This window comes from Microbacterium sp. MYb45, from assembly GCF_002979655.1.
Lineage (GTDB): Bacteria > Actinomycetota > Actinomycetes > Actinomycetales > Microbacteriaceae > Microbacterium.
This window is the reverse complement of record NZ_PCPG01000012.1, coordinates 58,159-78,151: the sequence shown is the minus strand read 5'-3', so window position 1 is coordinate 78,151 and position 19,993 is coordinate 58,159. Positions and strand designations below refer to the sequence as shown.

The window sequence follows — 19,993 nt, the reverse complement described above, 5'->3', positions numbered from 1 at the left end:
CCCAGCGGTCAGCAGATGTCATATCGCTCTCACACCAAAAGGAGAGGCCCGGGGAGCGCATCGAGACGCGCTCCACGGGCCCACCCTGAAACGACCTCAGTCGCGACGCCAGACCGCGACGATCCCCGCGCCGACGACCGCCAGTCCCGCTGCTCCGAGGAACAGCCAGGAGAATCCGCCGGTGAGCGCCTCGGCAGACGACGCCCCCTCTGCCGACAGCGCTGCCGTGCGCAGACCGGCGACCGTGCCGAGCACGGCCAGTCCGATCGCGCCGCCGATCTGCTGGCTGGTGTTGACGAGTCCGCCGGCGAGTCCGGCCTCTCCGCCCTCGACGCCGTCGACCGCGAGCTGGGTCGTCGCGACGACCGCGCCGCCGAGCCCGACCCCGATCAGGATGGTCGGGCCGAGCAGGTGCGTGAGGAACACGGCATCCGCCGGGGATGCGGCGAGCCAGAGGAGCCCCACGGCCAGGACGAGCAGCGCCCCGATCAGCACCGGCCGCGTGCCGACGCGGGCGATCACGGCGGGCACACCGCCGGCGACGATCACGAGCACACCGGCGAGGGGCAGCTGCGTGAGGCCTGCGGTGAGGGCGTCGTAGCCGAGCACGGCCTGCATGTACACCGAGAGGGCGAAGAAGAGGGCGACCATGGTGGCGCCGCCGAGCAGCATGACGATGTTGCCGAGGGCGAGGTTGCGGTTGCGGAACACGCGGAGCGGGACGAGGGGCTCGGCAGCGCGGCGCTCGATCGCCACGAAGGCGACGCCGAGGATCAGCGCGAGGGCGAGCAGGCCCAGTGGGAGCGGGTGCACGAAGCCGACCTGCTCGACTGCGCTGAGAGCGCCGACGAGCGCGACCAGTGCGGCGGTGACGGTCACGGCGCCGGCGGCATCCAGGCGCCCGGGGGTTCGGATGCCGTCACGGGTGATGAGCAGCGGGATGGCGATGAGCACGAGCGCACCGACCGGCACGTTCACGAAGAACACCGACTGCCAGCCGAGGCTCGCCGTGAGCACTCCACCGAGCAGAACGCCCGCAGCCGATCCGATACCGGCGACGGCTCCCCACACGCCCAGCGCCTTGGTGCGCTCGGCGTCGTCCGGGAACAGCTGGGTGAGCAGCGCGAGGGCGGCGGGGGCGAGGAGCGCAGCCGAGACGCCCTGCAGGGCGCGGGCGGCGAGGAGCATCTCGCTCGACACCGAGAGCCCGGCGAGGGCGGATGCCGCCACGAATCCGGCCGTTCCGATCAGGAACACGCGGCGGTGTCCGTAGCGGTCGGCGAGGCGTCCGCCGAGGAGGAGCAGTCCGCCGAACGCGAGCACGTAAGCGGTGATGACCCAGGCGAGGGCGGCGGTATCCATGCCGAGTTGCCGGCCGAGGACGGGGAGGGCGATGTTCACGATCGAGGCGTCGAGCACCACGAGGAACTGCGCGAGCGCGAGGACGCTGAGGGCGAGCCACCGGCGCGTACTGCGCGGTGCAGCGAGCGTCGGGAGGGAGGTGAGGGTGGTCATGACGTGCTCCTGTTCTGGTTTCTTGTCCGTGCTGTTTCGAGGCCGGTTGGATGAGTGACTACTCACTCACTCTTGCGGGCGTGAAGAAGGGCTGACGCCCCGGGGGTGGATCAATCGGGGTGCGTGATCCCCTTGGTCAGCAGGGCGACCCAGTCCCCCGGGCGTCCGTCGAGCTGCGTGGTGACGATCAGGTGGCACAGCTGCCCGTAGGCGATGAAGCGCTGCACGTCGTCGTCGCTCGCCCGGGAGCGGGTCTTCGCGAACGTGGTGACGCGTTCGAGTCCCGCGCGCAGCGCCTCCCCGATCGCGGGGATCTCGGCGACCGACTGCGCGTGCACCTGCAGCATCAGCAGCTTCCGGTCGGAGATGAGGTGCGCGTAGGCGTCGCCCATCGCGTCGAGCACGCCTTCGGGTGAGGTGTCGGCGGCAGCATCCGCCCCTTCTTCGAGGGCGGAGACGATCGCGTCGAAGCACGCCTCGAGCGCCACGACGAACAGCGCCTCCTTGCCGGAGTAGAGCTTGAAGACGTAGGCCGGGGAGATCTTGGCCTCGCGGGCCACGTCGGCGACGGTCGTGCCGTGATAGCCGCTGCGCGCGAACGCCGCCAGCGCCGCCGCGGCCACGACAGGCCGGCGGGCATCGGCCGTCGAGAGGATGGAACTGCGGGTCGTGGACATATGAGTGACTGTACACTCACTCTGCCGAGAGTCGCAAGGGGGAGCCGTAAGTTCGGCGTGAACGGCCCCGGGGAAGTCGGGCGCGGAACACGGGGGGCCGGATGCCGCCAGGAGGGCGGTCGCCGCCGTGCCCGCCTCGTCCGCCGCACACCTGTCGGACCGATGCACACCTGTCGGACCGATGCACGGCGTGTCATCCGACATCCGTGCATCCTCCCGACATCCGCACCAGACCCGACATCCGCACCAGACCCCCACCCCGGCGTCACGGCACGACGATGACCTTGCCGGCGATCCGGCCGGCGGCCGCCTCGGCATGCAGGACCGGAAGCTCGACCAACGGGATGCGCCGCGTGACCTCGAGATGCATCTCCCCCGAATCGACGAGACCGACGAGCTCCGCCAGTCGTGCGGCATCGCTGCGGACGAACACGACGACCGAGCGCACGTTGCGGTCGGCGTCGTCGGGCGCCGGCATCCAGGCGGTCGTGCTCACGACGACGCCTCCATCTCGAACCAGTGCCACCAGGTTGGTGAACTCCTCCGGCTCGATCGGGGCGAGGTTTAGGAGCATGTCGACCGGCTCGGAGACCGCATCGAGCACCGACGTGTCGGTGTGGTCGATGATCTCGTGCGCACCGGCGGCTCGCACCGCGTCCGCGCTCCGCGGGCTCGCGGTCGCGATGACGTGCGCTCCCGCTCGGGCGGCCAGGGCGATCGCGTACTTCCCGACGACTCCCCCGGCGCCGACGATGAGCACCCGCTGGTCCGCCTGCAGGTCGCCGTCGTCGAAGAGTGCCTGCCGTGCGGTGAGCGCGACCGAAGGGAATGCGGCGGCGTCGGCGAGCGGAACACCCGTCGGGGCCGACACCAGGGCATCCGCCGGCGCGATCGCGTACTCCGCCGCGCCGCCGTCTTCGCCCATCGGCAGGAAGCCGATCACGGGGTCGCCGATCGCGAAGCCCGTGACACCCTCGCCGACGGCATCCACCGTTCCGGAGACGTCGTAGCCGGGAATGTGCGGCAGCGTCAGCGGGATCGGTAGGAAGCCCGCCCGCATGCCGTTGTCCGCCGCACTGAATGCCGAGGCGGCGACGCGCAGCCGCACCTGACCGGCGCCGGGGTTCGGCTGCTCGACCTCGCCGTACTGCAGGACTTCGGGGCCGCCCACTTCGTGGAACCGTACTGCCTTCATGATTCTCTCCTTCATCGGATGCTTCGAATTCGAAGCACTAAGGCGACCGTAGCACTGCTTCGAATTCGAAGCAACACGTATACTGGACAGATGAGCCCCTCTCCTCCCCAGCTCTCGCCGAAAGAGCTCTCGGCATACTTCGCGTTCACCGAGGTGAGCAGTCTGCTGCGGCACTCGGTCGAGAAGCAGTTGAAGGATGCCGGGCAGCTCAGCTACGTGCAGTTCCAGCTGCTCGCGCGGCTCGGAGACGCTCCGGGCGGGAGCCAGCGCATGACCGACCTCGCCGACGGGGTGGTCTACAGCCGGAGCGGACTGACCTATCAGGTGCAGCTGCTCGAGCAGCGCGGTCTGGTCACGCGCGCTCCCTCACCGGAAGACGAACGGAGCACGATCGTCACGATCACCGAAGACGGTCGCGGCGTGCTGGCGACGGTGTTCCCGGGTCACATCGCGACGGTCAAGGACCTGCTGTTCGACTCACTCACGGCCGACGATGTCGACGGCCTCGAGCGCGTGCTCACGCAGGTCAGTGCGCATCTGCGGGCGAATCCGCCGCGGTCAGCGGGGAGCCGGAAGAAGAGCTGAGCCGACAGATCTCGTCTCAGCTGCGCAGCACGGAGTCCAACAGCCCGGGGAAGAGCGCGTCGAGGTCGTCGCGGCGCAGCGTCAGCATCCGTCGGCGGCCGTTGGGCTCGTTGCGGATGATGCCGGCTTCGCGCAGCACCTTCATGAAGTGCGACTTGGTCGACTTCGGGAGGTTCGGGTCGGTGGCGTGGCAGGTGGCCATGTCGAGGGGGCCGTCGGCGAGCTGGCGCGTGATGGCGAGGCGCTCGGGGTCGCTGAGCGCGAAGAGCACGTCGGTGAGTTGGATCTCGGAGCGCTCCGGGTGCGGAAGATCGCCAGGCATGGTTCGAGAATAGTTGAACAATCGATGGATGGCGAGTACGCTCCGATAGTTCGATGATTCTCGAACCTTACGAGGAGTCGCTTATGACCAGCACCGAGCCGATCATCCGTCCGTCGATCACTGAGCGTGCGTCGTCGGGCGCCATCCCCCGCGCCCGCTTCGGGTTCGTGCTCGCGATCGTCGCGCAGATCCTGATGATGGCCGGGGCGAGTGCGCCGTCGCCGTTCTACCCGGTGCTCGCGCACGACATCGGGTTCGAGGCGATCGTGATCAGTGCCGTGTTCGCTGTCTACGCGGTGGCACTGCTGCTGACGCTCCTCACCGCCGGTTCGCTGTCGGATCACGTCGGCCGTCGTCCGGTCGCGATCGTCGGGCTCGTGCTGCTGGCGGGGAGCATGTTCCTGTTCTGGCACGCGGATGCCGTCGCCACGCTGTTCGTCGCGCGCATCCTGCAGGGTGTGGCGAGCGGTCTGCTGATCTCGGCGCTGTCGGCGACGGTGCTCGACTTCGCGCCGGGTGGGCGCGCGGGGGTCGCGGCGCTGTGGAACGCGCTGAGCCCCGGGATCGGACTCGCGCTCGGGGCGCTCGTGTCGGCCGTGGTGCTCGACCTCAGCGGCGAGGCGCTGCTCGACGTGTTCGCGCCGTTGAGCTCGGCGTACATCCTGCTCGCGGCGCTGTTCTTCCTCGTGCCCGAGACGGCTCCGCGCAAGCCGGGGGTGTGGGCATCTTTGAGCTTCCGGCTGTCGATCCCGCCGGCGATCCGCGCGGACTTCTGGCGCGGGGCGCCGGCCGTGATCGCCGGGTGGGCGACGGGCGGATTGTTCCTGTCGCTGGGCGCGAACATCGTGCACGGTGAGCTCGGCGGCGAGGCGCACGTGTGGCAAGGGCTCGGAGTCGTGCTGCTCGCCGGGGTCGGCGCGGTGACGGCGTTCGTGCTGCGGAAGATCGCGGCGCGGTCGATGGTGCTGTTCGGCACGTCGGCGCTCGCGGTCGGGACTCTACTGTCACTGATCGCGTTGGGCGTCGGGTCGCTGCCGTTCTACCTCGTCGCGGCCGCCGTCACCGGAATGGGCTTCGGCACCGCATTCTCGGGAGTGGTCGCGTCACTCGCGCCGCGGATCCCGGCGACGCAGCGCGCCGACACCTTCGCCGTGATCTATCTGCTGGCGTATCTGGCGTTCGGGGTGCCGGCCGTGATCGCCGGAGCGCTGGTCGGTGTGGTCGGGCTCGAGGCCGTGTGCGTCGGGTACGGGATCGTGGTGATCGCGCTGGCGGCGGTCGCGTTCGGGCTGCGGGTGAGGGCGGGGCGGTAGGCGTCAGGGATTGAGGCGGCCCAGCGGGAGTCAGACCCCGCGGTCAGGCCAGCCGTCACGACGCTTCCGCTCGGCACGGGCGCGCGCTTCTTCCGCTTCTCGACGACTCTTCAACTGGAACCGGTAGGCGCTCGCGATCTGGCGCGCATCCCGAGAGGTGTTCCCCGCCAGGTGAATGGCCGCGGAGGCAGCGGTGCTCGTCAACGCGTCCAGTTCGTCTGCCTGGCCGTCTCCGCGCGTCTTCAAAGCGTTGACAACCTCCTTGTTGAGTTCCTCGGCGGGCTCGTAGGGCAGGTTCGTGCGGAAGCTGACGACGAGCTGCCCGGCGAGCAGGAACGGAGCGAAAGCAGGTGAGAGGAACAGCAGGACGATCCTGGTGATGTAGTCGCTCACGATGCCGCGGCCGAAGTAGTACTCGTACTCGCTGAACTTGCTCTCCTCGCGGCGGCTGTCGACGAATCCGATGCCCCAGGCGAACGCGGCAGGGATCGCGGCCGCCAAGAGAATCCACACCACCGGCCAGAAACTCCCCTGAATCTCGCACACGACCGCCGTCGACAGCAGCGCCAGAGTCCGCAGTCCAGAGAGACCGTAGCTCCGCACGGCGGTCACGCACGCAACCACAGCAACGACGACGAGAGTCGTCGACAGCCACTCGCGCGACGGGTCGAGGAGCCAGTCAATCGTCGCCGTCAGCCACGACGGCGGTGTGATGTCGAGTGATCGCAGGAAGTTCTCGATACCGGTCACTGGCCCGTCGGTCCAGCCGAAGAAGTTCCCGGAGATGCTCGGATCAGCCCGGGAGGACCAGAACCAGATGCTCAGCCAAGAGATGACCGTCCACTCCACGAGCGTGTCCCATCGGACTCCGAACAGCGCATTCACTTCTTCCCGAAGCGTCTTCGCGTCCGGGTGCTTCTGATCCGACATCCTGCCTCCGTTCCTCAGCACGAAGACGTGCTGGGTTGATCACTGTCGCCAGCACCCTATGCGCGTGCGAGCAGACCCTCAGTGTCGCGAACCCAGGCGACGTTCGAACTGTCGCGGAACGACATCCCGACTACGCGGCGCTTCCTCGACTTCGTCACGGGACGGATCTCCTCGTCGAACGAGCGCAATCGTGAGGCGAACGTCCAGCCATAGGCCTGCGGGCTCTCCTCGAGGTAGTAAGCACCGGGCGGCAGAATCGTGAGCCGCACCGGAGTCCGTTCCACCTCGTCGGCGCCCGTCACGCGGACGACGACGTCATAGATCGCCTGCTCGGATGAGTTCACGATGACGACACCGTAGAACTCTCGTTTACTGATCCGGGTCGCCACCCACGCGAACGCCTTCCTGGCCTGCGATTGCACCTCGCGCGCTGCCGCGGCGGCGTCCCGCTTCGCTTCGATACCGAACAGACGGGCCGCATTCTTCGCGCCGAAGACGGCGGCGATGAGGGCTCCGATGGCGGTGAGTGCGGTGACGACGTCTGCGACGGATCCAAGCTGCATGCCGTCACTGTATGGACAGCTTCCGGCGACGGAACGGAGACGGGCGGATGCCCTCCAGGGAATACCGGTGTACTCGTCCGGCCGTCGGCGGACAGGCCGAGAGGTGCTGGATGCCGCCGTCAGGGCCCCGTCATCGGGTCGGTCGAGACGTCGATGACCCCGAGCGGGAACGGACTGAAGTAAGACCACGAGCCGGAGGAGAAGTGCTCGAGCGGGGTCAGCTGGAACCACACGTGCGACACGACCAGGGCGATGGCGACGAGCAGGCCGGCTCCTTGGATCGCGCGCTCCATCGTCCGCAGGGCCGCGCGCGCGTCGACTGCCTTGGTGACGCGGCCGAGCGCGATCAGGACGATCAGTGCGATGCCGACGTAGACGAACACACTGGGGCGGATCGTCAGCGTGACGCAGAGCGGAGCCTGCTCGACCGACCGGCCGTCGGCGTCGATGAACCCACCGTTGGCGTCGATGCCGCCCGGGCAGATGCCCTTGCTGCCGCTCATGAAGACCGAGTACACGACTCCGGCGACGACGGTCCAGATGAGCATCTTGCGGATGCCCGCGATCACTACGGCGCCGGGCAGCCCGGTGACGGCGGTGTCGGCCAGCGGAGCCGGAGGCGGTGTGAGTGACACGGAGGGCTCCTTCGAGGTCGGTCCTCTTCATCATGTCGGAGGAGTCCGCGGGACGGAAGGGCGGAGGAGCCCCGCATCCGCAGCATCCGCTCTACGCTGGAACGTCTGCCTCATCTCGAGGCGCCTTCCTCTGGAGCATCCATGTCTGCAACGACGATCGACGATCGTGCCCGGTACCGGGCGAACCCCTCGGTGCTGACCGCGCTGAAGAATCCGCGGATGCTGACCCGCGAGGTGCTGGCCGGGCTCGTCGTCGGGCTCGCGCTGATCCCCGAGGCGATCGCGTTCTCGGTGATCGCGGGCGTCGACCCGAAGGTCGGGCTGTTCTCGTCGTTCATCATGGCGGTGTCGATCGCGTTCCTCGGTGGGCGTCCGGCGATGGTGACCGCGGCGACCGGGGCCGTGGCTCTCGTGATCGCACCCGTCGCGCCGACGTACGGGCTCGACTACTTCATCGCGACGGTCATCCTCGCCGGCATCTTCCAGGTGATCCTCGGGGTGATCGGCGTCGCGAAGCTGATGCGGTTCATCCCCCGCAGCGTCATGGTGGGGTTCGTGAACGCGCTGGCGATCTTCGTGTTCAGCTCGCAGTTCCCGCAGCTGATCGACGTGCCGTGGCTGGTGTATCCGCTGGTCGCGCTCGGGATCGTCGTGATGATCCTGATGCCGAAGATCACCAAGATCGTGCCGGCACCGCTCGTGTCGGTCGTGATCGTGACGGGCGTCGTGCTCGCGTTCGGCATCACCGTGCCTACCGTCGGCGACCAGGGCGAGCTGCCGAAGAGCCTGCCCGAGCTGTTCATCCCGAACGTTCCGCTCACGTGGGAGACGTTCACGATCATCGCGCCGTTCGCGCTCGGGGTCGCGCTGGTCGGGCTGATGGAGTCGCTTCTCACCGCAAAGCTCGTCGACGAGATCACCGACACCCACTCGCGCAAGAGTCGCGAGGCGTGGGGGCAGGGCGTCTCGAACGTGCTGTCGGGGATCTTCGGCGGCATGGGCGGCTGCGCCGTGATCGGTCAGACCATGATCAACGTGAAAGCCTCCGGCGCGCGGACACGCATCTCGACGTTCTGCGCCGGCATCTTCCTGTTCCTGCTGGTGGTCGTGTTCGGCGACTTCGTCGGGACGATCCCCATGGCCGCGCTGGTGGCCGTGATGATCATGGTCGCGATCGGGGCGTTCGACTGGCACAGCGTGCGTCCGTCGACGTTGAAGCGGATGCCGAAGAGCGAGACCTTCGTGATGGTGGCGACAGTTGTTCTCGTGCTGATCACGCACAATCTTGCGGTCGGCGTCGTGGGCGGGGTGCTGGTCGCTTCGGTGCTGTTCGTGCGGCGGGTGGCGCACTTCGTGTCGGTTACGCGCGTTCTCGGTGAGGCGGGAGACGTTGTGACATACGTCGTGGAGGGGGAGCTGTTCTTCGCGTCGAGCAATGACTTGACGACGTTGTTCTCTTACTCATCGGATCCCGAGCGCGTGATCGTGGATCTGTCGGGGTCGCATATCTGGGATGCGTCGACCGTCGCCGCGTTGGACGCGATCGAGACGAAGTATCAGGCGTTGGGGAAGGCGGTGGAGATCGTCGGGATGAACGAGAGCAGTTCGCGGATGCGCGGGCGGTTGACGGGTGGGTTTGAGTAGGGCTGTGTTCGCAGTCTCGGGCGAGGCCGACGGCACTTGAGCTGCCCTCACGTCTGGCATCGTCCAGCCGATCTCCGCCGAGTTGGACACGGCCGCAAGTCGAACGCCCGAGGTTCACAGCCTCGGTCTCCACAGAGTCGCGTCAGTCTCAGTGTCGCGTCAGTCTCAGTGTCGCGGATGACAGGCTCGCGACAGTTGGGCCACCAGATCGGGCATTGCACCGCGGGGGGCCACGTTCACCGAAACCGACTCCCCCTCGTGTCGCTTGAGGCGGCCAACGCCTCGTCAGTGGCGCCGAGCGAGGGCTCAATCGACGCATTGTGACGCGTCAGCGCCCCTGTGACCACGAGTTTTTGATTTCGACGCCGGTCAACGGTACGGGATGGACGTGGAGCGGACGTGAACATCGCCATAGCCTGAAACGTGGAGCAGGCTTTCGAGAGCGCGCCTTGCAGTTACCGCGTCTGCGCTAGGTCCAATCCAAATTTCCCGGATCGGCAACTTCCTATCTGCCGCAGCGGAGATGAAGCGACCTCGCTCATCGGAGGATGATAGTTCGACGTAAGGTACCGCTCCGAAACGGTCACCTCGGAACTGAAGAAACTTCCACGATGGATTTGCCTCGACGACCAGCCGCACTTCGTCTTCATCCTCGAAACTGGCGTCCTTTTCGAGGTAGACCGGGCTGTCCGCGAAATCCGGAAGGCTCACAAGGAATGATCCACGCTCCTGTCCGTCCATTCGGTCTTTCGCGAGAGCTCGGAGCGACTGTTCGTGCGATTGAGTGCCCTTGCGATTCACATACATAACGTCATTCCACTGTCCGCCGAAGACCCATACCTCGTCGGGGTCGTATATGCGCACAGGCCCATCAGCCGACTCTTCCCAACCCACCGAATCCCAACCCTCTGGTGGTCGCGGGTGCCGGCGACCCTCGACGACCTCCAGCGGACGCAGCAAAACCGACCGATCGAGCCCGATAGCGTATGGCGTCGTCGCGCCCCCGTAGTTTCGCCATAACGTGAGTCGGTCGGGACCTCTCGACGCCGACAACAAGAACAAGTGGTCCACAGACCGCTCATTCAAAGCACCAGACTCTTCAATCGCCTTCCGCTCTGCCGGCGAGAACGATTCCCTCATCCGCTCGTAGGTCCGTTTAAGGGCTCGCACACCCGTCTTCATCTCATTTGCGTCATTCATAAACGCTGCCGAAGTCGCTCGGAGGGCGTCCGTGTGCAAGATCGAAATCAGCGCTTCTGCCGAGGTGTAGTGCCAGGCAAGCTGCTGCCGGTCGCGTTCCAAAGCCATACGAGGGGTCACGTCACCAGTATGGCGGGCTCGGTGACGGACTGAGCGGCCTAACTAACGGTAGCCAGCCCTTTACTGCCGTGGGAGGAGGTCCTAGGCGATACCTAGCCATGCACGGCCTCTATCCATACGTGCCGACGGCTGGCGATTTGGTCTCGCTGTTCATCCCGAACGTTCCGCTCACGTGGGAGACGTTCACGATCATCGCGCCGTTCGCGCTCGGGGTCGCGCTGGTCGGACTGATGGAGTCGCTGCTCACCGCAAAGCTCGTCGACGAAATCACCGACACCCACTCGCGCAAGAGTCGTGAGGCGTGGGGGCAGGGCGTCTCGAACGTGCTGTCGGGGATCTTCGGCGGCATGGGCGGCTGCGCCGTGATCGGTCAGACCATGATCAACGTGAAAGCCTCCGGCGCGCGGACACGCATCTCGACGTTCTGCGCCGGGATCTTCCTGTTCCTGCTGGTCGTCGTGTTCGGCGACTTCGTCGGGACGATCCCGATGGCCGCGCTCGTCGCCGTGATGATCATGGTCGCGATCGGGGCGTTCGACTGGCACAGCGTGCGTCCGTCGACGTTGAAGCGGATGCCGAAGAGCGAGACCTTCGTGATGATGGTGGTGACGGTGGTGCTGGTGTTGATCACGCACAATCTGGCGGTCGGGGTCGTCGGCGGGGTGCTGGTCGCGTCGGTGCTCTTCGTGCGGCGGGTGGCGCACTTCGTTTCAGTTACGCGAGTTCTCGGTGAGGCGGGTGACGTTGTGACGTACGTCGTGGAAGGGGAGCTGTTCTTCGCGTCGAGCAACGATCTGACGACGTTGTTCTCGTACTCGGACGATCCCGAGCGGGTTCTCGTTGACCTGTCGGGGTCGCATGTGTGGGATGCGTCGACCGTTGCGGCGTTGGACGCGATCGAGACGAAGTACGCGGCTCTGGGGAAGTCGGTGGAGATCGTCGGGATGAATGAGAGCAGCGAGCGCATGCGGGGAAGGCTCACGGGTGGGTTCGAGTAAATAGACACCCTAAGTTCACGGGAACCCGCGCCGCGCTTGGAACCAGCGCGGCTATTCACGCGGCGACTGCTCGGCTCACTCCACTCAACCGAGACACTGAGACTCGCTCGGTTTGAATCGCGGTGCTTTCACCGTTCGTTGACGCGAGGGCCTGAGGTGCTGAGCCCCTTGAGGTCCGCGATCCTGATCAACTCTGAAGCAGCACCGCGGATTATTCGCCGCTGATCCGACTTCGCCATCTTGCGAACCAACGGAATCCATGGAGTCACCGCTTGAGACCCCGCGGCGGCGAGCGACTGAAGCCCGTGAAGGATGCGAAGCGCGCAACGGATTCCGTCCGATTGCAGCAACGCCGTCGCGCGCTGAGTGATCATCTCCGAAACAAACGACTCGGACGAAAGCAACTGAATCATGGCAAAGCCCGCTTCCGCCCGGACGTCGGGATTGTCGTCATCAGCTAGTTGCAGCAACAGCACATGAGCCCACGTGGCCTCGTCCCGGTCGACAATGAGCGGGATCGAGCGCGCTGCCTCGACTCGGCCGACGTTGCCGGACGCGCTGAGCCGCAGTACTGCCTCGAGCCCCTCAGTTGAGGTGAGTGCTCCGAAGGCCGCAGCCATGCGAAGCGCTTCGGGAGTGAGAGGCAAATTATCCCCACCGAACCATGAATCTCGACGCGACTCCGCGATCTTGCGCCAGTTGCCTGCCAAGCGCTCCTGAACACTCGCAGGCACCCTCGTCGCATTAGATGCGAGGCGCTCGAGCGCCGACTCCTTGAAGTCAGACAACACGTTCGGATCGACGAGATGCTCAGTTACCGCTTCCCAAACGAGCGGATCATTGAAGCGAAGTGCGAACGCTACGCCAACGTTCGCGGGCTCGATCCCGCCGAACGCGAAGCTACCAGCAGCCGCCGCTGTTGCTTCCGCGGCGAGTGCCGAGGTGATCGCTTCCCTCGCGTCACTAAGTTGCGATTTGGGCGCGTCGGCTGGAAGCCCGTCGTCCGCGAGTATCGCAGCCGCTTCTATACCTGACGAATGTTCAAGCCCGTTATCAGGGAGGTGCAGCGCCTCCCGGAGCTGGAACACCAATGCCTCAGTCTCCGGATCGGTCGCGGACTGATGTTCCAACCACTGCGACCACCTGTCGCGTACTTGACCTTGAACGCGGCTCCAGTCGATCACGCCAACCACGCGAGAGAGCGTGTTTGACAAAGGTCGCACAAGCGCCTTTGGCTCGCGAAGGAGTTCGCTCGCGCTCCCTGCGACTTCGTCGTCTTGTTCGCTACCGGGCAGGAAGCGAGCAATCGCCTTCCACGCATTGTCAAGATGCGTCCATGCGTATCGATTCGTGCGCTTCATCGTTTCAAGGTGAATCCGCGCGACGTCAATGCTCTGCGCAAGCTCAGCCTGCTCAAGAACGTCTGCGGCGCCCTCAAGTACCATCAAATCCGATTCCGAGGCGTAACGATCGCGTACAGCACGAGCGAGCACCCTGAGGGCGTCATCCTTCAAAGCAGTGAGGGGCCCTTCGGCCCGCACCCACGCGAGCGCGGGTTTGAGAGAAGCCGTGTCATTGGATTGACGAAGTAGACGCAGTGCCTCGCGCACGTGAAACTCCACGTCGTCGCGCTCAAGAAGATGGATCTTGGCCATCTCGGCCCGGTTTGCACGGGCCACTCCCACATCGCCCGAGAGCTCGGCTATGAGCAAAGCGTTATAAGCAACGTCCGCAACTGTCTCGCGCCCAAAGACTCGCTTCCCTGACGTGGATTCGAGCCTGGCTTCGAACGCTTCGCGCACGACGGCGGTTCCGCGGTTTCTCTCGAGTACGTGTTGCCGCAGATCGATCCAGCCACTTCGAGCGCGAACGACTCGAACCCATCCGCGGCCGCCGAACCTCTCGATGGTCGCTTTGGCCGCCAAAGCGTTGTTCCTCGTCGCAGTCAGCATGTCTCGCTGCACCCGCACGGAACTCCAGCTGATGCCCTTCGACACGGGGAATTTCTCTAGTCCCGCTACCGAAGCGCTCGGCAACCATCGGTTGACCTCCGCGATGCTCGCCTGAGCATCCTCGAACCGGAACGAGTCGCACGCGCGCGCTACCCGTTGCTGCTGAAGAACGGCAACCGCAAGTCGGTATGACGGCGCCAGATCCTGTGGAGCAGCGACGTTGGATAGCTCCATTGCGATCGCCGCGAGTAGGTCGACCGCACGGGATGCGTCCTCGAGTTCCAACGACCCCAGGGCGGCGAATGTGGCTGCTGCGATGCGTGCGCCGACCTCTACGTCGCCTCGCTGCGCGATTATCCAAAGTGATTCGGTCGCATCGGCTTGAGTTGCGGCCACGAGCGACGCCTGAGCTGCAGTTACGAGCTCACCCGCCCAGCCAGGCCAAGACGAACTCATGTCAGACTGCTCACTTTCAACGTGAGCATTGCGACGTTCCGTCACGAGTGCGAGCGCCTGCGCAGCTGTGATCTCGCCTGCGCCGAAGTTCGGGTGAGGTGAAACAGTCCACGGTGCGAGCACCGCCGCGATCCAGGCCATGCCAACGGGCTGGGTGTTCATATGGCCTCGTACCTCCTTCTACGTGGACTAACAAGTGGGGCGCGCACTATGGCTCCATCCTCGATCTGTGTCGGTGGTAGCTCCATCAGATGTCGCTCTTGCAAGCATTGGAGAAGCACACGGCGGCAATCCATCGTTAGCGCGTCGGGAATATTGGTTCGCAGGTGACGCGCACCCCGCAACCCGGGGCCCTGGCCGATAAGAAGCTCTCGAACCTCGGGCAGTCGAAGCGCAGGCTTCCTCTGCGCACATGCCACCAGTAGGACGTTGGTAGATCCCAGGTCAGAACGGGATCGAAGAAACGCAGCGAATGTCTCCCCCTGAACTATACGGTCGTGGTCTCCGGCCATGTACCCGACCACAAGCAAGTCAGAGCGATCGTCCGCGGGTGCGCGAAACCGAATAGGTGACTCGCTTCGCAGCATGCCAACAGCAAGCTGGAGCGCAGATTGCCATTCCATGTCGTCGAACGGCAATAGTTCGTGCCACTCGACTACGAACTCGGCGCTCATCCAGCGACCGGCCGAATCACGAGAACGTCCGTCCGCGCGACCGTGAACTCAATCAGCCCCTCCGAAGCCCCGAGTCCGCAAAGGTCACTCGTAACCTGCAAGGTCAGAGCATCGTCCAGCGACCGAAGCTCGACGGTCTTCGTGGTCGCCTCAAACATCTCTGGCAGCGAGGGGCAGAGTGCCCTGGCCGGTGAGGTGTCGGAGAGACTAAAGACCAGCACCTCGCGTTGCTCGTTTATCAGAAGCATCGAGATAAGCGCGGCAATGATAGTCAGGATGGCACCTGCGGCGAGCCACATCCCAACGTCGGTTGCCCGCATGATCTGACGCTGCACGGACTCGATTGAACGTCGATATTCCTCCGCGTCAGGCCCGCTTTCCTTACGTTCGAAAAGGGCTTCCCACGGGCGGAGGAACTTATTGGCGGCACGTCCGGCCTTCGTTGCTGCCGTCGCTCGCGCATGGAGAACTGACCCGACCACGAAGGCCCCCGTAGCGACCACTAGAAAGACCACCGAGGTCATAGCCAGGACTCGCGTGGCGAACGGGAAGGCGACCAACGCCGGATTCAGCGCCAGGGCTGCCGCGAGCGCCCCCGCCGCGGCGGCGGTGAGGGCAGCAACCGAGTTGGAACGGGCCCGATACTTGTCTGTCGTGGCTATCTCGACCAGCAAGTCTTCGTCGTCGCCATCCGCCATAGGGAAATGCTACCGAAGAAGTTCGACACACAGCGAGGGACGCGTCAGGGCAACGACGAGAGACGAAAGCCCGGTATCACGAAGCGTCTGACAGCACCTCGGGCCATTGCCTGCACAGGCCGCTTTCACTCGAGGTGCGCGCGTTCCCGCTGTCCCACTGGATCGCACTCGATTCGAACTCCGAGAGATACTCGGGATACGCGACCTTTCGCTTCGTCCACTTCGCGCAGGCCCAATATCGGTACGCAGCTTCCGCTCCGGTGACCGCTCCTGCCACCGACCCACCGACCCACCGACGGCACCTTCTCCGGAAGGCGTCAGGGGCTCGCACCCGCATCTCGACGTTCTGCGCCGGCATCTTCCTGTTCGTGTTGGTCGTGGTTTTTGGGGACTTCGCCGGGACCATCCCGATGGCAGCTCTGGTGGCCGTGATGATCATGGTCGCGATCGGGGCGTTCGACTGGCACAGCGTGCGTCCTTCGACGTTGAAGCGGATGCCGAAGAGCGAGACGTTCGTGATGGTCGCGACGGTGGTGCTGGTGTTGATCACGCACAACCTCGCGGTCGGGGTGGTCGGTGGGGTGCTGGTCGCGTCGGTGCTGTTCGTGCGGCGGGTGGCGCACTTCGTGACGGTTACTCGGGTTTTGGGAGAGGCGGGGGATGTTGTGACGTCCGTCGTGGAGGGGGAGCTGTTCTTCGCGTCGAGCAACGATCTGACGACGTTGTTCTCGTACTCGGACGATCCATCTCGGGTTCTCGTTGACCTGTCGGGGTCGCATGTGTGGGATGCGTCGACCGTTGCCGCGTTGGATGCGATCGAGACGAAGTATCAGGCGTTGGGGAAGACGGTGGAGATCGTCGGGATGAATGACAGCAGTTCGCGGATGCGCGGGCGGTTGACGGGCGGGTTCGAGTAGGAGTCCGCAGGCCCTACGTCGTTTGGGCGGCCGAGAGTCGTTGCGCAGCAAGCTCGTTCTCACCACCGACTCGAACGGGCGTTTCGCGGCCTCTTTCGTCGCGCTGCGATGAACGCGGTGCCAATCTACGACATGAACCCCCCGACCGTATTTCTATTCCTCAAACGACGATCCGGACGATCGGCGCGAAGAGAATTGCCGATGGTCGAAGGTGGTGTGGTCGTGGTCAATCGCCGGCTTTTACGGCGCGTTTGCGGCCATCGGTATGATCATCGCGTTCATAGGTGTCGCCCTACTAGCGCTTGAGTACCTTCGCGCAGCTCTTCCTCTTCTCCTCGTTTGACCGTACGGTGGCCGCACGCGCGAATGCGAACACCGCGGGCTGATCTCGCTGAAAGAAATTGGTCGCCCGATGTCGGGTCGATTCGTTCACCCTCATCCACCAGCGGCAACCTCCGCCTGCCTCAGGATCAGCTCGGTCGCGGCGACCTCCTGGTCCGGCGGATAGCCGTGCTTGAGCAGGAGCCTCTTGATCCGAGTCCGAAGTTTCGCCCGGACGGTCTCTTTGAGGTTCCAGTCCGTCTTCGCATCGTTGCGCACGATCTCGGTCAGCTCATGCGCGATCTGCTTCATGAGCGAGTCCTCCATCACGAGCTTCGCGGCCTCATTCGAGGACAATGCGTCGTAGAAGGCCAGTTCGTCCTCCGTCAGCCCGGTTCGCTCACCGCGTTCACGCTGAGCCTTGATCTGCTTTGCGATCTCGACGATCTCCGCCACAACCTGCGCCGCGTCGATGGCGCGATTCTGGTATCGGTTTAGCGCCTCCGCGAGCATCTCCGAGAATTGACGGCCTGCGACGACATTGCGCCGCGCAATGATCTTCACTTCCCGGTGGATCAGGCGGCGGACCACCTCGAGCTGGAGGTTCTGGTTCTCGGCGCTCGCGAACTGCTTCGCGAAAGCGTCGTCAATCAGCGAGATGTCCGGCTTGCCGAGCCCAGCCTCCTCGTAGATGTCGATCACACCGGATCCGGCCATGTGGCGGCTGACGATCTGGCGGACTGCAATGTCAAGCGCAGCGTCGTCGTCGGCCGAAGGTCGATCAGCGCCCTCGATCTTCGCGATCGACTGGCGGACGGCATCGAAGAACGCAACGTCGTCGCGGATCGCCTCGGCCTCCACGGATGTCGGCACCAGCGTGTAAAGCTGCTTGAGGCGGCGCATGTGAGCCATGAAGCGCTGCTTGAGCGAGTGCCCCTCCTCCCCATCGAACTCGCCGACATCGCCGTGGGAGGTGTCGAGTTGCTCACGCTCGGACTCGAGCAGGTGGTCGACGACGGCAGCCACCGCATGCAGGAAGGCTTTGTCGCTGCCAGAGCCCAGAATGGTCACCCAGTCGACGTCGTGGAGCATGTCGGAGACGATGCTGTGCTCGACGAGCATCTCGGGGATCGCTGCCCGGCGCACGTCGTCGCCGACCGCGCGGCCGTCCTTGTCGCGACTAGTGTACGTCTGCAGAGCATCCCGAAGGTTCTCAGCAATGCCGATGTAGTCCACGACGAGGCCGGAAGGCTTGTCCTTGAACGTTCGGTTCACGCGGGTGATCGCCTGCATCAGTGAAGCGCCGCGCATCGGCTTGTCGACATACATCGTGTGCATGGGGGGCGAGTCGAAGCCGGTGAGCCACATGTCGCGCACGATCACGACTTCGAGCGGGTCTGCTGCGTCGCTGGCACGGGCCTTCATGGCATTGCGCATCTTCTTGTTGCGTATGTGAGGCTGAAGCTCAGCGGGATCGGTCGCGTTGCCGGTGATGACGGTTTTGATGACACCCTTATCATCGTCTTCGTGGTGCCAGTCGGGCCGGATCTCAACAATCGCGTCGTACAGGTCCACCGCGATCCGCCTTGACATGGTCACAACCATGGACTTGCCCGCAAGCACGTCGCGCCGGGCCTCCCAGTGCTCGACGATGTCGGCGGCGAGCTCCGCGATGCGCTTCTCGGAACCGACGATCGCCTCGACCTTCGCCCATCTCGACTTGAGCTTCTCGTCGACGCCCTCGTCTGCCTCTTCGACGATGTCCTCGAACTCCGCATCAATCTCCTCCCGGGCGGTCTCGGGAAGGTCGATCCGGGCCAAGCGAGGCTCGTAGTAGACCTTGACCGTCGCGCCGTCCTCCTGTGCGTCGGTCATATCGTAGGTGTCGATCGTCGTGCCGAAGATCTCGGTCGTGGAGCGGTCGCGCTCGTCGATGGGGGTACCGGTGAAGCCGATGAACGACGCGCGCGGCAACGCGTCGCGCAAGTGCCGCGCGAAGCCGTCAATGATGTCGTAGTTCGAGCGGTGCGCCTCGTCAACCATCACCACGATGTTGCGACGGCCCGAAAGCAGCGGGAACTTTCGGCCTGCGTCACGGTCGGCCTTCGAGAGCCCGAACTTCTGGATAGTCGTGAAGACGATGCCACCGGACTCGCGGCCGGCCAGTAGCTCCTTGAGATGAGTCCGTGAGTCGGCCTGGACTGGCGCTTCCGGCAGCGGCGAGCCAATCTTCGACGATGCGAAGGTGTCGTCGAGCAGCTGGTCGTCGAGGTCGTTGCGATCGGTGAGCACGACAATCGTCGGGTTCTGCATGCCTGGGTCGCGCATGACCTTGCCTGCGTAGTAGGCCATCTCTAGCGACTTGCCGGAACCTTGGGTGTGCCAGATGACGCCGATGCGCCCGTCACCGGAGACAGCGCGCAAGGTCTCGTCGACGGCCTTCTTAACCGCCCAGTACTGGTGGTACTTCGCTACGGCCTTGCGCGTTTTCTCGCCGTCGCCGTAGGTTGCGATGTAGTTGCGGCACAGGTCGAAGAAGACGTCCGGGCGGAACAAACCTTTGGTCAGGACCTCAATCTCCGGCAGCTTGTAGCCAGCAGGGTGGCGGGGGTCTTTCATGACACCGTCGATGGTCTTCCATGGTGCCCAGTGGTGCCACGGGGCCGAGAACGAACCGGCTCTGGCCGAGAGGCCATCGGAGACGACCGTGACCTGGTTCCACTTGAAGACGTCGGGGATCTGTGCGCGGTAAGTCTGCGTCTGTCGATACGCGCCCTTGACGCTGGCATACTCTTTGCCTGGACGCTTGAGCTCGAACAGAGCCATCGGCAGTCCGTTGACGAACAGGATCACGTCCGGCCGGCGTTCGTGCTTCGGTCCCTTGATGGTGAACTGGTTGACCGCGATCAGATCGTTGTTCTCGACGTCGTCCCAGTCGACGAGCCAGGCGCGGACTGTGCGGAGTGTGCCCTCCTCATCGCGGTAGTCGACCGGCACACCCTCGATGAGATGCTTATACGCTCGCCAATTCTCGGTCTCGACAAGGGGCGACTCGACTCGCTTGATCGTGCTGACGACGTCCTGAACCGCCGCCTCGGAGAGGTCGGGATTGAGTCGCCGGACGGCAGCCGCGACCTTCCCATCGAGTATCGTGTCCCGGTAGTCGGAGCGCTCAGCACGGGGCTCCCCGGGTGCGATGTCGGGGCCGTGGAACGTCTCCCACCCGAGTTCGGCGAGATCGCTCAGGACGATCTGCTCGAGATGGTCCTCAGTCATCC

The 19,993-nt window shown here is 64.9% G+C and carries 14 protein-coding genes and 2 pseudogenes; 5 read left to right on the top strand and 11 right to left on the bottom strand.

The window, feature by feature from the left end; all coding sequences use genetic code 11:
- Positions 1-96: 96 nt before the first annotated feature.
- From CQ034_RS15840 to CQ034_RS15830, 3 genes are all read right to left on the bottom strand, one after another.
- Positions 97-1,515 (bottom strand): MFS transporter, encoded by a 1,419-nt coding sequence (locus tag CQ034_RS15840; protein WP_105711805.1) that lies wholly within the window; start codon positions 1,513-1,515, stop codon positions 97-99.
- 110 nt (positions 1,516-1,625) lie between these two features.
- Positions 1,626-2,192: a TetR/AcrR family transcriptional regulator gene (locus tag CQ034_RS15835; protein WP_105711804.1), complete on the bottom strand. Its 567-nt coding sequence runs from the start codon at positions 2,190-2,192 to the stop codon at positions 1,626-1,628.
- Positions 2,193-2,457: 265 nt separating this feature from the next.
- Entirely contained in the window at positions 2,458-3,387 is a 930-nt protein-coding gene (locus CQ034_RS15830; protein ID WP_105711803.1) for an NADP-dependent oxidoreductase, read from the bottom strand.
- Between the two features lie 90 nt (positions 3,388-3,477).
- On the opposite strand from CQ034_RS15830, the gene CQ034_RS15825 reads away from it, so the two are divergent.
- Positions 3,478-3,972, top strand: coding sequence for a MarR family winged helix-turn-helix transcriptional regulator (locus CQ034_RS15825; RefSeq protein ID WP_105711802.1), 495 nt, complete (start codon positions 3,478-3,480; stop codon positions 3,970-3,972).
- 16 nt (positions 3,973-3,988) lie between these two features.
- Here the strand turns inward: CQ034_RS15825 and CQ034_RS15820 are convergent, their stop codons facing one another.
- Entirely contained in the window at positions 3,989-4,294 is a 306-nt protein-coding gene (locus tag CQ034_RS15820; protein WP_105711801.1) for a helix-turn-helix transcriptional regulator, read from the bottom strand.
- An 83-nt stretch (positions 4,295-4,377) separates the two neighbouring features.
- Between CQ034_RS15820 and CQ034_RS15815 the strand changes: the two genes are divergently transcribed.
- Positions 4,378-5,607, top strand: a complete 1,230-nt coding sequence (locus CQ034_RS15815; protein WP_105711800.1) for an MFS transporter — start codon at positions 4,378-4,380, stop codon at positions 5,605-5,607.
- 30 nt (positions 5,608-5,637) lie between these two features.
- On the opposite strand, the gene CQ034_RS15810 is transcribed toward CQ034_RS15815, so the two are convergent.
- The 3 genes from CQ034_RS15810 to CQ034_RS15800 all read right to left on the bottom strand — a co-directional run bounded on the left by CQ034_RS15810 (position 5,638) and on the right by CQ034_RS15800 (position 7,735).
- The gene (locus CQ034_RS15810) at positions 5,638-6,537 is read right to left on the bottom strand and encodes a hypothetical protein (protein ID WP_105711799.1); all 900 of its coding nucleotides are present in this window, start codon (positions 6,535-6,537) and stop codon (positions 5,638-5,640) included.
- Positions 6,538-6,593: 56 nt separating this feature from the next.
- Positions 6,594-7,100 (bottom strand): hypothetical protein, encoded by a 507-nt coding sequence (locus tag CQ034_RS15805; protein WP_105711798.1) that lies wholly within the window; start codon positions 7,098-7,100, stop codon positions 6,594-6,596.
- 119 nt (positions 7,101-7,219) lie between these two features.
- Complete coding sequence (locus CQ034_RS15800) at positions 7,220-7,735, bottom strand: hypothetical protein (RefSeq protein ID WP_105711797.1); 516 nt, start codon at positions 7,733-7,735, stop codon at positions 7,220-7,222.
- A 141-nt stretch (positions 7,736-7,876) separates the two neighbouring features.
- On the opposite strand from CQ034_RS15800, the gene CQ034_RS15795 reads away from it, so the two are divergent.
- Positions 7,877-9,379, top strand: coding sequence for a SulP family inorganic anion transporter (locus CQ034_RS15795; protein WP_105711796.1), 1,503 nt, complete (start codon positions 7,877-7,879; stop codon positions 9,377-9,379).
- A gap of 369 nt (positions 9,380-9,748) precedes the next feature.
- On the opposite strand, the gene CQ034_RS19485 is transcribed toward CQ034_RS15795, so the two are convergent.
- The gene (locus tag CQ034_RS19485) at positions 9,749-10,699 is read right to left on the bottom strand and encodes a hypothetical protein (protein WP_146114861.1); all 951 of its coding nucleotides are present in this window, start codon (positions 10,697-10,699) and stop codon (positions 9,749-9,751) included.
- Positions 10,700-10,818: 119 nt separating this feature from the next.
- Here CQ034_RS19485 and CQ034_RS15790 point away from each other — a divergent pair.
- Positions 10,819-11,697: pseudogene (locus CQ034_RS15790) on the top strand (SulP family inorganic anion transporter); the annotation flags it as partial.
- A 128-nt stretch (positions 11,698-11,825) separates the two neighbouring features.
- Here the strand turns inward: CQ034_RS15790 and CQ034_RS15785 are convergent.
- Positions 11,826-14,267, bottom strand: a complete 2,442-nt coding sequence (locus CQ034_RS15785; RefSeq protein WP_146114860.1) for a hypothetical protein — start codon at positions 14,265-14,267, stop codon at positions 11,826-11,828.
- Positions 14,268-14,775: 508 nt separating this feature from the next.
- Positions 14,776-15,477 (bottom strand): hypothetical protein, encoded by a 702-nt coding sequence (locus CQ034_RS15780; RefSeq protein WP_105711794.1) that lies wholly within the window; start codon positions 15,475-15,477, stop codon positions 14,776-14,778.
- 311 nt (positions 15,478-15,788) lie between these two features.
- Between CQ034_RS15780 and CQ034_RS15775 the strand changes: the two are divergent.
- Positions 15,789-16,394 (top strand): annotated as a pseudogene (locus CQ034_RS15775) (SulP family inorganic anion transporter); the annotation flags it as partial.
- A gap of 435 nt (positions 16,395-16,829) precedes the next feature.
- On the opposite strand, the gene CQ034_RS15770 reads toward CQ034_RS15775, so the two are convergent.
- A complete protein-coding gene (locus tag CQ034_RS15770) occupies positions 16,830-19,991 on the bottom strand; it encodes a type I restriction endonuclease subunit R (RefSeq protein ID WP_105711793.1) in 3,162 nt (1,053 codons plus the stop codon).
- Positions 19,992-19,993 lie beyond the last annotated feature (2 nt).